Raw genomic sequence first — 14,010 nt, forward strand, 5'->3', positions numbered from 1 at the left:
GTTCACCTGAGATGGGCCGCGCCGACCGGTCCACCCTGGCGGCCCGTTTCGTGGCCGGACCGAAACTGTTTGCACCGCAGGACGCCGAGCGGCGGCTGGCCGACTGGCTGGGCGACGTGCCGCCTGACGTCGCGACCGCGCTCAGGGAGGTGTCCGGCTCCTTCCCGCATGTCAAAGCGATCCTTGAAGGTATCGCGGAAGCTTCGCCCTATCTGTTCGACCTGATGCGCGCCGATGCGGGCCGCGTCGTGCGGCTCCTTCAATGCGATCCCGACGATCATCTCGCGGCGCTGATCGAGAAGGCGGTGGCCGATGTCGCCGCCGCTGCGACCGAAGCCGATGTGATGATTGTGCTTCGCCGGATGAAATCCGAGGCCGCATTGATGATCGCGCTGTGCGACATCGGCGGCGTCTGGCCGGTGATGCGGGTGACGCGGGCCCTGACCGACGTTGCGGTTACCTCCGTTCAGTGCGCCATCCGTTTTCTGCTCAAGCAGGAAGCGGCACGCGGACGTTTGTTGCCCCCCGATGCCGAGCATCCCGAAATCGGCAGCGGCCTCGTCGTGCTCGCCATGGGCAAGATGGGGGCGGGCGAACTGAATTACTCCAGCGACATCGACCTGATCGTGTTCTACGAGCTGGAAGCGCCGACACTGGCCGAGGGCATCGAGCCGTCGCCATTCTTCGTCAAAGTTGCGCAGGGGCTGTCGCGCCTGCTGCAACAGCGCACCGCCGACGGTTACGTGTTCCGCGTCGATCTGCGGCTGCGGCCCGATCCGGCGTCCACGCCGGTGGCGATCTCGACGGCGGCGGCGCTGCATTACTACGAGCGCGAGGGCCGCACCTGGGAGCGTGCCGCGATGATCAAGGCGCTGCCTTGCGCCGGCGACCAGAAGGCCGGCAACGCTTTGCTGGCAGAGATCGCTCCGTTCGTCTGGCGCAAGCATCTGGACTTCGCGGCACTCGCCGACGTCCATGACATGAAACGGCAGATGCAGACGTTCCGTGGCCAGAACGAGATTTCGGTCGAGGGCCATAACGTCAAGGTCGGCCGCGGCGGCATTCGCGAGATCGAGTTCTTCGCGCAGACCCAGCAACTGATCGCGGGCGGGCGGCATCCCGAACTGCGGGTGCGCCCGACGCTGGAAGCGCTGAACATTCTCGCTGCGAGCAACTGGATTACGAACGAGGCTCGCGACGAGCTGACCTCGGCCTATGACTTCCTGCGGCGGGTCGAGCATCGCCTGCAGATGATCGCGGATGAGCAGACCCACACGTTGCCGGCCGAAGCCGAGGCCGTCGAACGGTTCGCGCGGTTCTTCGGCTACGACGATCGTGCCGCTTTCGCGAAGGATCTGCTGGCGCATCTGAACTGCGTGCAGAACCATTACAGCCGCCTGTTCGAGGGCGATCCGACCGGCACCGAAAAATTGCCGGAGATCGATTACAGCAAGGGCCCCGACGACAACCGGTTGCTCGAGCATCTGCTGACGCTCGGTTTCAAGAAGCCCAAGATGGTCGCGGAAACCGTCCAGCGCTGGATGCACGGCGAGTATCGCGTGTTCAGGGTCGAGGCGACGCGGCTGGCCTTCAACGAATTCGTGCCCGACCTGATCCGTGGCCTGTCGCGCGCCGAGGAGCCGGACGATGCGGTGACGGCGTTCGACCGCTTCCTGCAGGCGCTGCAGCGGGGTGGGCGGTTGATCTCACTGCTGAGCCAGAACAAGGACTTGGTGGCGCTGGTCGCGCTGGTGCTTGGTGCAGCGCCGCGCCTGAGCGACATGCTGGCGCGGCAGCCGCAGATCATGGATGGCCTGATCGATCCGCGCTTCTTCGGAGCGATGCCCGACCAGAATGAATTGTCGGCACGGCTCGAGTCGACGTTGGCTGATGCGAATTCATATGAGGAGTTTCTGGATCGGTTGCGGTTATTCGGGCAGGAAAGCCTGTTCCTGATCGGAACGCGCATCCTGTCCGGCACGGTCTCGGCGCAGCACGCCAGCGTTGCCTTCGCCGACGTGGCCGAGGGTATCGCGCATACGGTGCATGGCCTCGTCATGGACCAGTTCGCGGAGCAGCACGGCCGGATCAAAGGTCAGGAAACCGCCATCGTGGCGATGGGCAAGCTCGGCAGCCGCGAGATGACGGCGTCGTCCGATCTCGACCTGATCCTGATTTACGATTTCGACCATGAAGCGCCGGAGTCCGACGGCAACCGTCCGCTGGAGGGGTCGCAGTATTTCGCGCGGCTGACCCAGCGCCTGATCAGCGCGTTCACCACGCGCACCAACTACGGCGTGTTGTATGAGGTCGATATGCGGCTGCGGCCGTCCGGCCGCGCCGGTCCGCTGGCCTCGCGCATCGATTCCTTCGCCGAGTATCAGGAGCACGAGGCCTGGACCTGGGAGCACATGGCGCTGACGCGCGCCCGCGTCATCTCGGCGTCGCCGGCGTTCCAGGCCAAGATCGAAGCCGTCATCCGCGATGTGCTGACCCGCAAGCGCGAGACCGGCATCATAGCCAACGACGTTCTCGAAATGCGCCGCGCCATCGCCGAGGAAAGAGGCGAGAGCGACATCTGGGACCTGAAGAACGCCGCCGGCGGCATGGTCGATATCGAGTTCATCGCCCAGTATCTTCAGCTCATTCACGCGGCGGAGAAGCCGGAGATTCTCAATGTCAGCACGGTGCAGGTGCTGGACAATGCTGCGCGGCTTGGGGTGCTACCGCAATCCGATGCCGATACCCTGCGGGCGGCATCGCGGCTCTATCATGATCTCACACAAATCATCCGTCTCTGCGTGATCGGAAAATTCAAACCAGAGACAGCTGGGGAGGATCTTCTGCGGGTGCTGACGCGGGCTGGAGACGCGCCGGACTTTTCGGCGCTTGAGGCGCGGGTGCGCGAGACGCAGAACGAGGTGCGCGAGGTTTTCCTGAAGCTGCTTGAGGGATCGCCTCGGCAATAATGCTTGGTGCGGGGTGTTCGCCGTGTCCGCACGGCAGCGTCACGCAGACGATGGTTCCCACGCCCAGCTTCGAGCGCAGCTTCATCGAGCCGCCGTGCAGGTTTGTCAGCGACTTGGCGATGGCAAGTCCCAGGCCGGAGCCGTGATAGCTCTTGGTGAGCTGGCTTTCGACCTGCTCGAACGGCCGGCCGAGTTTCGCCAGCGACTGGCGCGCGATGCCGATGCCGCTGTCGGCGATGGTGAGCACGATCGAGCCGTTGCGCATCCGGCTGCGCACGGTGATCTTGCCATTGTCGGGGGTGAACTTCACCGCATTGGACAGAAGGTTGACCGCGATCTGCTTCATGGCGCGGCGGTCGGCGACGATCGGGATCGCGCCGCGAATATCGGCATTCACTGTCAGGTTCTTGTTTTCTGCCCGGCCGGAGACGACGCGCAGGGACTCGGTCAGGGTCTGCGCCAGGTCGAGCGGCTCGTAATCGAGCTTCATGCGTCCGGCTTCGATCTTCGACATGTCGAGAATATCGTTGATGACGTCCAGCAGGTAGTTTCCGCTGGTCATGATGTCGTTGCAGTACTCTTGATACTTCTCGGAGCCGAGCGCGCCGAACATCCCGCTGCCCATCACTTCCGAGAAACCGATGATGGCGTTGAGGGGGGTGCGCAGTTCGTGGCTCATGTTGGCGAGGAATTTCGACTTGGTCTGGTTGGCTTCCTCGGCCCGGGTCTTTTCCTCGGCATATTTCTGCGCGAGTTCAGCGAGCAACTGGGCCTGCCGCTCAAGCTCGGCCTGCGAGCGCTTGAGGTCGATCACGTTGGCGGTGAGGCGGAGATCGTTGTCGATCAGTTTCTGCTCATGCAGCTTGATCTGGGTGATGTCGGTGCCGACCGACACGTAGCCGCCATCCTTGGTCCGACGTTCGCTAATGTTGAGCCAGCTTCCGTCTTCCAGTTGGGCCTCGAAGGTGCGGGCGCCTGGGGCGAGGGAGTTCGGCAGCCGGGTGCGGATTTCCGGCATGCTGCCGACTTCGATCAGGGTCTCGTAGGAGGTGCCTTGCTTGACGGCGGAGTCGGGGAGCTTGTGCAGGCGCTTGAAGTGCGAATTGCAGAGAACGAGGCGGTTGTCGGCGTCCCACAGCACGAAGGCTTCCGGAATTGTCTCGATGGCGTCGCGCAGCCGCAGGTCGGCTTCGACGGTCTTCTCGGCGAGGCTCTTCTGCTCGGTGATGTCGACGGCGATGCCGATCAGGTGGCAGCCGTTGTCGTTCTGGCCCTGGCTGAGCTCGCAGCGCACGCGCAGCCAGATCCAGTGGCCGTTGGCATGGCGCATGCGGAACGTCTGGTCGATGTGATCGAGTTTGCCGGAAACGAGCTGGTCAGCAATGTGGAAGAGGTCGATGTCGTCGGTTTTGACCAGCGCATTGATTTCGCCGAACGTCAGCAGGTCGCTGCGGCTTTCGAGGCCAAGCAGTTCGAACATCGACTGCGACCAGAAGATGCGTCCGCGTGAGAGGTCCCAGTCCCACAATCCGCAGCGGCCACGGTTCAGCGCGGTATCGATCCGGGCGCGCACGGCGTCGTTGATCAAGTCGCCTTCACGGGCGCGGGTGGACTGCCAGTGGAATGCGAAGCCGAGGATCAGCACGACAAAGCCGGTGGTGGCGGACAGCGTGATCTGCAAGGCGGCATCCGAGCGCCAGGGAGATTCGACCTGTTCCTGAACCACGACGACCTGACCGGGCATCGATTTCACGATGCGCTGGGCGGCGAGGGCGCGGGAGGTGTTGGGAAGATTGACTTCGACCACGCTGGTTTGTGTTCCCTGCAAGGTCAGCAACTGTGTGGCGCTGAGGACATCGATCAGGCGGTTGGCGTCGTCGTTTGGAACATCGATGGACACCCGCGCGATGATGCTCTGGTCGGGGCTGGTCACGATGATATGGCGGCCGGCGGCGGTGCCCCAAGAAGGCACCAAGCCGGGCAACAGGCTCTGAAGCCGCTCGGCCGACGCCGCACGGTCCTGACGCGTCAGGACGATGCGGTCGAGACGTTCCGCCAGCACATCTGCCAGCGCTGAGAGGTCGCGTTTGACCGACGCGCGCTTTTGCCGGGTCTGGTCGAGGACCTGGACGAAGGCGCCGATGCAGATGGTGATGAGAAAGGCGATGATCAGGGTGGGAACGGCGCGCCGCAGCGTCGGCTCCGCGATCAGCAGCCGGTGATAAGCCGGCTTCGCGATCGACTGTGCCAATCCCTTGATAGAATCGGATTGGACACACGTGGTCGCTGCGTGCGAACGCGCCATTCCTTGCCCCTCGAATTTTCTTGTCTGCACCCCGTTCGGGAGGTTTTCCCCAACCCTCCGAATCAATGTGATTTGAATCCAGTTTTCGGGGGCTGTCGAGAGTCAACGAATCGTTAATGCGAAATAAATCTTGTCCAAAGGAGAATCCGACTTGTTTCGATGATGAATGTTGAGTCCGAAACGAGAACGGAGGCGCTGATCGTCAGCGCACGGGCTCGGCGTGACTGATGACGCGCTTCACGGATGGAAACGCGCGGCGCAGGGCGCGTTCGATCTCATCCACCTTCTCATGAACATTGATGACGCTCATTGAGGGGACCGCGCGGCAGTGGAAGTTCACAATCTCGCCGGCCTCGGTATCGCGCACCCGCACATTATGCACGTCGTGGATCGCGCCGCTCTCGGCCGCGTATTGAGACAGCGCCTTCTGGATGGCTTCGACGCGATCCGCGCCGGCATCGGTGCCGTGGGGAAGCTCCGGCTCGAGCGGCTCAATATGGGTGTCGACCTCGACGTCAGCGCCGAATTCATCGCGGATGGCATGTTCAAGCCGGTGCGCGATGTCATGAGCCTCGTCCAGCGGCATGTCGCCATCGACTTCGAGGTCGATGCTGACCGTCAGTTTCCCGCCGAGGTCGTGGACCGTCACATGATGGATTGCGAGGCCCGAGTTGCGGGCGATCACCATGATCCGCTCGCGCACGCTTTCATTGCTGCGGGCGACCGGCACCGCGGTGAAGGTCAGGTCGGCGTCGTGAAGCGCTGTGGTCACCGCATCCTGCGCCTTGCGCTTGATGCTGTCGATGCGATCGATGGGATAGGTGCGGGGGACCTGCACGGTCGCATCGACAAAATGCCGGGCGCCGACCATTCGGACACGCAGCCGCTCCAGATCGACAACGCCGGGAATGCCGCGGATCGCTTCCTCGGCCTTCTCGGACGCGCCATCGGGCGCGCGGTCCAGCAGGGTCTCGATGGTGGATTTGCCGAGCCGCAATCCCAGAATCGAAATCAGCACCGCGACGGCGATGGCCGCGCCGGCGTCGCCCCAGGCATAACCGAAGGCAGCCAGCCCGAGACCGATGATAACGGCGAACGAGCCCAGCACGTCGGAAGCGAAGTGCAGCGCGTCGGCTTCCAGCGCCTGACTCTTGGTTTCCATGGCTGTCTTGTGGAGCGCCCGTGCGCGCCAGAAGTTCACCACGATGTCCACGACCAGCACCACGAACGGCAGGGCGGTCAATGTTGGCGGCGCTACGCCTTCACGCAGGCGGCTGTAGGCCTCGACCACGATGCCGCCGGCCAGAATATAGAGCAGGGCGATCACGCCCAGCGCCGAAAGGCTTTCGAGCTTGCCATGGCCGTAATGATGTTCGGCGTCGGCTGGCTTGTCGGACACCCGCACCACGATCCATGTCACCACGGTGGCGATCAGATCGACGGACGAATGCAGCGCCTCGGAAATCAGCGCGAGGCTGCCGATGGCCACGCCCACGACGAATTTGATCGCGGCCATGCTGGCGCTGGCGGCGATCGATATGGCGGCTACGCGTTGTTTGACTGCGCTCATCGGACCCTCAATGCGCGCGTCTTGTCACGCCCTTTGCAGCGCACGTCAACGCGAGAGTTCGCGACTCCAAATGCGTATCATTCGCAGTTGGCAGCGAGCTTTAAAGTTTAAGGACAATCTTGCCGAAATGCTTGTTGGCAGACATGTAGTCCACAGCCTGCGCAATGTCGCCGAACGGGAAGACGCGGTCGATCGGCAGCTTGAGCTTGCCGGATTCCACCGCAGGCCAGATATCCTGCTTTACGGCCGCGAAGATATCGCGGATTTCCTCAATCGAGCGGCTGCGGAAGGTCACGCCGATATACTGGATGCGGCGCGCGGCATGCAGATCGAAATCGAAGTCGCCATGGGTGCCGCCGAGCCGCCCCACGTTGATGATGCGTCCGAGCACTTTCGTCGCTGCAAGATTCTGGTTCGCAAGCTTGCCGGACACCTGATCGATGATGACATCGACACCCGCGCCGCCGGTGGCTTTCAACACCTGCTCCACCCATGCCGGATCGTTCGAGTCGATCGCGATATCCGCACCCCAATCGGTAAGCTGCGCGCGGCGCTTCGGATCGGTGGACGATCCGATCACAAGCTTCGCACCCTTGAGCCGGGCGATCTGCTGCGCCATCAGTCCGACGCCCGAACTCGCGCCCTGCACAAGCAGGTTTTGACCCGGCTGAAGCGCGCCATTGGTCACGACTGCGTTGTGCATCGTGGTCAGCGCCAGCGTCAGCGAGGCGGCCTGCTCGAAGTCCATCGATGCGGGGATATGAAACAGGCGGCCATAGTCGGTGACGGCATATTCGGCGTAACCGCCGGGACCGGAGCCCATCACGCGGTCGCCGACTTTCACGCCCTTTGCCTCGGGGCCGAGTTCGACGATCTCGCCGGCCCATTCCATGCCGAGCACGGTGCCAACGCCGCCGGCCGCGCCGTGGACATGGCCCTTGATCATGCCGAGATCGGCCCGGTTCATGCCGCAGGCGTGAACCTTCACCAGAACCTGCGGGCCCTTCGGTGCGGGTTTCGGGACATCGGTGATCGCGGCGCCGTTCGCACCGTAGACAAAGGCTTTCATGGAATTGCTCTTTCGGTCATGCAGGCCTGGGATGAGACATTCAGGTATAGCAGTAGTATGCAGGCTTACAAAGCAGCCGGTGGGGCTGTGAGCACTGGCCCGGAGAGGGCATTTTGGTAACGCCGTGCTCATCAAATTCTGTCACAGCTTCGTCACCGATAACCAGCTCACAAACATGCGGAAGAGACGATGATCTTGCGGATAGCCTTTCTGGTGCTCGTGTGGTTGTCCATTCCGCCGTTCGCCCACGCGCAGACGCAAAAGGCAGCGCCACCTGCGAAGCGCGAACTTGTGGTCGGCGTCAACAACGCGCCCCCGTTTGCGATGCAGGGGTCCGACGGCGCGTGGTCGGGTCTCAGCATCGAGCTTTGGCGGCAGGTCGCGAAGGCGACGAACCGGACGTTTCGTTTCGTTGAAATCCGGGACGTGCCCGAGCTGATCCAGCAAACCGCCGCGGGGAATCTCGACGTCGCCGTCGGCGCAATCACCGTCACCGTCGAGCGCGAAAAGGTGCTCGATTTCACGCAATCATATTATTCGACGGGCACAGGCATCGCCGTTCCTGTTGTCAGCGTGATGAACTGGGCAACGCTTCGCCGCGCGATGACGTCCTTCAATTTTGTACAAGCCGTCGCGGCGTTGATCGGACTGACGCTGGTGGCCGGCATTCTTGTCTGGCTATTGGAACGGCGGCAGAACGAATATTTCGGGGGCAGCATCACCAAGGGGATCAGCTCCAGTGTGTGGTGGTCGACGCTGGCGATGACGCAGCGATCGTCGGCAGAGAAGGGGCCGCAGACCATTCTGGGCCGGAGCGTCGCGACCATCTGGCTGGTGGTGTCGGTCATTACCATTGCGGTTTTCACCGCAGGCGTGACGTCAGTGCTGACCACCTCGCAGATCCAGGGCACGATCTACGGCGCCTCCGATCTGGAATCGGTGCGGGTCGGCACGGTCAAGGGAACATCGTCCGAAGGCGATCTCCTGCGGCGCAAGCTGAAGTTTCAGCCCTACGACACGCTCAGCGACGGATTGAAGGCCTTGCGCGCAGGCCGCATCGATGCGTTCGTTTACGACAAGCCGCTGCTGACATGGGCCATTCGGCAGGGCTTCGCGTCGCGGCTGAAGGTGCTGGACATTTCCATCGAAGCGCAGAACTACGCGTTTGCGTTGCCGCCCGACAGTCCGCTGCGAAAATCGCTGTCGATTGCGATCCTCGACACCCTGCAGAAGGAGTCGTGGAGCGAGGCGCGAATCCGCTACCTCGGAGAGGACTCTCTCAGTTCACCTTGAGGGGCTGATCGGGCGGTTCGTTCAGAACAGTTCGACGGAAGCCACGCGGTCCACCGGCAATTCACACGCGCGCATATGCCGCATGCAATGCCGCCAGTGCAGGGCGGCATCTATTCCAGCTACATAAGCACCTCACGCAACGCGCGAACGCCTCAGGACACTTCGCGAATGGACGCTATTTCGGCGAAGATTCCTCCCGTGACCGATGGTCTTCCACCGGAAACCCGGCGTTGGGCGGTGCTGGCGATCTTCACCGCACTTGCGATGTCGGCGCTCGACACCGCTATTGCCAACATCGCGCTTCCCGCAATTGCGGCTGACCTGCACACGACGCCGGCCGACGTGATCTGGGTCGTCAACGTCTACCAGATCGCCATGGTCGCGACGCTGCTGCCGCTGGCGGCGCTTGGCGAAATCGTTGGCCATCAGCGCATCTATCTCGGCGGGCTTCTGCTGTTCACGATTGCCTCGCTGGCCTGCGCGTTGGCGTGGTCATTGCCGACGCTGCTGATCGCGCGCGCGCTGCAAGGACTGGGGGCTGCCGGTGTGATGAGCGTCAACACGGCTCTGGTCCGGTTCGTGTATCCCTCCCGGCTTCACGGGCGCGGCTTTGGCAACAATGCGCTGGTGGTCGCAACCGCGTTCACGCTCGGCCCGGCGCTCGCCTCGGGCATCCTGTCGGTCGCATCGTGGCCGTGGCTGTTTGCCATCAACATTCCGTTCGGCGTGGCTGCGATGCTGATCGGCATCAAGACCCTGCCGGAAACGCCGCGCGCGGCTCATGCTTTTGACTTTCCCGGCGCGCTGCTGACATCGATCAGCCTCTGTCTTTTTATTCTCGGAATCGGCAGCGCCGCGCACAAGGCCCCGGTCGGCGTTGTCGCCATCGAGCTCGCGGGGGCAGTGATCTTCGGCGCGTGGCTGCTGCGCAGGCAGGCGGATCATCCAGCTCCAATGCTCCCGATCGATCTGTTTCGCAGGCCGATGTTTTCCCTGTCGGTTGCAACCGCGGTCTGTTCGTTCGCGGTGCAGGGACTCGCCTTCGTGTCGCTGCCGTTCTACTTCGAGGATGTTCTCCACCGCACCCAGGTTGAAACCGGATTCTTCATGACGCCGTGGTCGATCGTGGTTGCCATCATGGCGCCGATCGCGGGACGTCTGTCGGATCGCCATCCCGCCGGCCTGCTGGGCGGATTGGGGCTTCTTATCCTAGGGATCGGAATGGCGCTGCTCGCCATGCTGCCGGCATCGCCGAGCGTCGCCGATATCGTATGGCGCATGGCGATCTGTGGTTGCGGTTTCGGCTTCTTCCAGTCCCCGAACATGAAAGCCATCATGGGCAGCGCACCGGCCGGGCGCAGCGGCGGCGCGAGCGGCATCGTCGCGACCGCGCGTCTGATCGGCCAGACTCTGGGGGCGGCACTGGCCGCGCTGTGTTTCGCCCTTGCCGGCCATCAAGGCGCGACTGTCGCGCTGGCGCTGGGTGCTGGCTTCGGCGCGCTCGGCTGTGTCATGAGTTTCCTGCGCCTCACTGTGCGTTGACGCTCTGGATTTTCCGGCTTACCGATTGTTCAAAGCAACAATGGTCAAGGGAGATGCGAGTGTCAGATCAGCCGGTGCTTCTGAAGGTCGATGGACCTATTGCGCGCATTGTTTTCAATCGTCCCAAGGTTCTGAACGCGCTGAGCGTGGATGCGGCGGATGCGTTTCTGATCGCCTGCAAAAGCGTCGCCGCCGATAAGGAAAACCGTGTCGTCATCATTGCAGGAGAGGGGCGCGCCTTCATGGCGGGCGGCGATATCTCTGCGTTTCAGGGACCGGCTGACGAAGTGCGCAGGCATGTTCCGACGATCATGGAACCGCTGCATGAAGGACTCGAAATTCTGGCGGGGCTGCCCCAGCCGGTGATTGCCAGCCTCCACGGCGCGGTCGCTGGAGCAGGCATGAGCATCGCGCTCTCGACCGATCTTGCGATTGCCGCCGACAATGCGATTTTCACCCTGGCCTATTCGAAACTCGGCACCAGCCCGGACGGATCGTCTTCATGGACGCTGCCGCGGCTGGTGGGCTTGCGCAAGGCGATGGAAATCGCGCTGCTGTCGGACGTCTACGATGCGCCCGAAGCGCTGCGGCTGGGTCTCATCAACCGCATTGTGCCGGCGGCCGATCTCGCCAGTGAAACCGAAAAGCTGGCGCGCCATCTCGCGGATGGGCCGACATTCGCTTACGGACAGGCCAAGGCGCTGCTACGTGGCTCGCTCGACAATTCCTTGCACGATCAAATGGAAGCCGAGGCAAAGGCGTTTGGCGCGTGCATCGGTACGAAGGATTTTGCCGAGGGTGTCAACGCGTTTCTCGCCAAGCGGCAGCCGACCTTCACGGGCAAATAACTACTCCGCCGGAGATGCAGCCGCCGCAGGTTTCTGCGGCGGGCCGATCAGCAGCTTCGTTAGCCAGCGCCGGGCCGGATTCTCAACCACCGCATAGGACACGCGGCCCACAGCAAGCACCAGCAACGAAATCGCGGCCACCAGCAAGAGCTGCGGCGCGAGACCGATGGTCTTCGAGACCTGTGAAATGAGGATCATCCCCACCGCGTAGTGGTAGAGATAGATCGAATAGCTGCACTCGCCGATCCAGACCAGCGGGCGAACTTCAAAAAGTCTCATCGATGCCGGCTTTGTTGCAAGGAACCAGAACAGGACCATGAATGCCAGCGCAGCGGCGCTGGCGAAGACCGGATCTCGCCCGATCATCGCGTAGTTTGTGCTGACCCGCGCAATCAGAGCATAAATCACGGCGAGCATGATAAGCGCTGCGCCTTTGGCGAGCCGTTCCTTATACAGTTCGTAGAACACCGCACCGGCCGCGAACCACGGCAGGTAATCAGGGATGAATAGCGCATCATAGACCCCGTTGTATCCGGGCATCGCGCGTCGCAGCAGGGCGCGGGCGATGTAGACGACGAGTGTAAAGATGACGAGGTTGCGCGCGAGTTTCTCCCGGGAGAACAGCCAGAACAGGATTGCAGCGATCATGTAGAACCGGATCTCGACCACCAGCGACCAGTAGACCCCGGTGACGTAATCCACCTTCGGAAACCAGCCGGACCACAGCGACGGCGGCGTCAGCGTCAACGACGGCAGGAAATTCGGCCAGGACTGGCGGCGGTGGAGGGCGAACGGCGCATCGGACCAGTTCAGAAGAAAGAAGGTGAGAATCGCAGAAACAATCAGCGCGGGCCAGATGCGCACGAATCTGCGGATCGCGAAATCGATCACCGATCGCGATGATTCCAGCGTCATTGCGATGACAAAGCCCGAGATGATGAAGAACAGCTCGACGCCCATGTAGCCGTACTTGAAGATCAGGACGTTGCTGAACGTCTCGCCGTACGGGTACAGCGTCGATTTATAGTAGAACGACTCGAGATGATAAAAATAATGAAAGCCCATCACCAGCAGGATGGCCACGCCGCGCAAGCCGTCCAGGGCTCGGAGTCGTTGGCTGACCATAGGTTATCCGCTCTGCTGATCGGTGACGGCGCAATATAACCGGAAATTCCGTCTTCGGATTTCGTCTACGGCACCCTCTTTGTCAATTTGCACAGTTGCAACGATGCCAATCGAATTCCGGCATCCGCATGCTCTTGTTTTCGCCGCGGGGAACAGCTCGGCCGCGGTTGTTCAATGCCGGGATGCGGGAGGGCGACATTCTCCAGGAACTGCAACGGGATCAATCAAAAGCCATCGGGTTGGTCTGCATTGTCGGACAAGACAACAAAGGTGAAATCTGGCCGACGAATTTTCGCAATGCAGCAAAAAAAATCGCTGTTAACAGAGCATTGACGAGCCAAAGACACGCCCCTACCAATTGTCCGACAATCAACATCGAGCCTTCATGTCGTCGACGTCCCCGAACTTCAAGCGCATCGAGGTCGCGCCCGCCTATCAAAAGGTGGCTGACGCGATCGAGCGCGAGATCGTCAACGGCCGGATCAAGCCCGATGACCCGATCGGAACGGAGTCCGAACTGGTTCAGCAGTTCGGCGTCAATCGCTCGACGGTTCGTGAGGGTATCCGGGTTCTCGAGGAGAGCGGATTGATCCGGCGGGATTCAAGCCGCCGCCTGTATGCTTGCCTGCCGCGTTACAACAAGCTGGCAAGCCGACTCAGCCGTGCGTTGGTGCTGCACGAGGTCACATTCCGGGAATTGTTCGAGACCGCCATGATCCTCGAGGTTGCCGCCATCGAATATGCGGTGGATCACGCAACGGACGAGGACATCGCCGAGATCGCTCTCAACATCGAGAAGACCGAGCAATCCATCGCCAATCCCGCTGCGTTCGCCGAGCTGGACGCCGAATTTCACATTCTGCTCGCCAAGGCATCGCATAACCGCGTGCTGCAACTCGCGCGTGAGCCGGCTGGGCTGCTGTTCTTTCCGACTACAGAGATGGTCGTGCGCAATGTCGCCGAAGGCATGCCGCGTCTGATTGCCGCACATCATCATCTGCTCGACGCGATCCGAAAACGCGACAAGCAAGAGGGTATGGTCTGGATGCGGCGGCATGTCGAAGACTGGCGCCGCGGCTTTGAACGGGCCGGCAACTCGCTCGATCGGCCTGTGGAGCGGATGTACATGGAACATGCGCTGTTGGCGCAACAGAAGCGATGAGGACGGTGTCCTAAAAACACTTCGCCAAAGGAGCGCTGAAGGCGCCGGGCAATACAAAGGGGAGATCGTGGTGACAGGGTTGGGGAATCCGGTTCGTCCGGATATCGATGGGCTGATCGCGCGGAGC

Annotated in this window: 8 protein-coding genes and 1 pseudogene; 5 read left to right on the forward strand and 4 right to left on the reverse strand. The window is 62.1% G+C overall.

Annotated elements, in window-relative coordinates:
- Positions 1 to 11: 11 nt before the first annotated feature.
- Positions 12 to 2,894, forward strand: a pseudogene (locus tag HMPREF9695_RS05680) (bifunctional [glutamine synthetase] adenylyltransferase/[glutamine synthetase]-adenylyl-L-tyrosine phosphorylase); the annotation flags it as partial.
- Here the strand turns inward: HMPREF9695_RS05680 and HMPREF9695_RS05685 are convergent.
- The 3 genes from HMPREF9695_RS05685 to HMPREF9695_RS05695 all read right to left on the reverse strand — a co-directional run bounded on the left by HMPREF9695_RS05685 (position 2,815) and on the right by HMPREF9695_RS05695 (position 7,913).
- Complete coding sequence (locus HMPREF9695_RS05685; protein WP_006019862.1) at positions 2,815 to 5,274, reverse strand: PAS domain-containing sensor histidine kinase; 2,460 nt, start codon at positions 5,272 to 5,274, stop codon at positions 2,815 to 2,817. The pseudogene HMPREF9695_RS05680 and the gene HMPREF9695_RS05685 sit on opposite strands and share 80 nt — an antisense overlap.
- 202 nt (positions 5,275 to 5,476) lie before the next feature.
- On the reverse strand, positions 5,477 to 6,844 hold the full coding sequence (locus HMPREF9695_RS05690; RefSeq protein ID WP_006019863.1) for a cation diffusion facilitator family transporter: 1,368 nt from the start codon (positions 6,842 to 6,844) through the stop codon (positions 5,477 to 5,479).
- A gap of 100 nt (positions 6,845 to 6,944) precedes the next feature.
- Entirely contained in the window at positions 6,945 to 7,913 is a 969-nt protein-coding gene (locus HMPREF9695_RS05695; RefSeq protein ID WP_006019864.1) for a zinc-binding dehydrogenase, read from the reverse strand.
- A gap of 189 nt (positions 7,914 to 8,102) precedes the next feature.
- Between HMPREF9695_RS05695 and HMPREF9695_RS05700 the strand changes: the two genes are divergently transcribed.
- From HMPREF9695_RS05700 to HMPREF9695_RS05710, 3 genes are all read left to right on the forward strand, one after another.
- Entirely contained in the window at positions 8,103 to 9,206 is a 1,104-nt protein-coding gene (locus HMPREF9695_RS05700) for a substrate-binding periplasmic protein (protein ID WP_006019865.1), read from the forward strand.
- Positions 9,207 to 9,374: 168 nt separating this feature from the next.
- Positions 9,375 to 10,748: an MFS transporter gene (locus HMPREF9695_RS05705; RefSeq protein ID WP_006019866.1), complete on the forward strand. Its 1,374-nt coding sequence runs from the start codon at positions 9,375 to 9,377 to the stop codon at positions 10,746 to 10,748.
- Positions 10,749 to 10,807: 59 nt separating this feature from the next.
- Positions 10,808 to 11,596 (forward strand): enoyl-CoA hydratase/isomerase family protein, encoded by a 789-nt coding sequence (locus HMPREF9695_RS05710; protein WP_006019867.1) that lies wholly within the window; start codon positions 10,808 to 10,810, stop codon positions 11,594 to 11,596.
- Here HMPREF9695_RS05710 and HMPREF9695_RS05715 read toward each other — a convergent pair whose 3' ends face one another.
- Positions 11,597 to 12,721, reverse strand: a complete 1,125-nt coding sequence (locus HMPREF9695_RS05715) for an acyltransferase family protein (RefSeq protein ID WP_006019868.1) — start codon at positions 12,719 to 12,721, stop codon at positions 11,597 to 11,599.
- A 385-nt stretch (positions 12,722 to 13,106) separates the two neighbouring features.
- On the opposite strand from HMPREF9695_RS05715, the gene HMPREF9695_RS05720 reads away from it, so the two are divergent.
- Positions 13,107 to 13,883 carry a FadR/GntR family transcriptional regulator gene (locus HMPREF9695_RS05720; protein WP_006019869.1) on the forward strand — a complete coding sequence of 259 codons (777 nt, stop codon included), beginning with the start codon at positions 13,107 to 13,109 and terminating at the stop codon, positions 13,881 to 13,883.
- The last annotated feature ends 127 nt before the right edge of the window (positions 13,884 to 14,010 follow it).

The sequence above is a fragment of the Afipia broomeae ATCC 49717 genome (genome assembly GCF_000314675.2).
Lineage (GTDB): Bacteria > Pseudomonadota > Alphaproteobacteria > Rhizobiales > Xanthobacteraceae > Afipia > Afipia broomeae.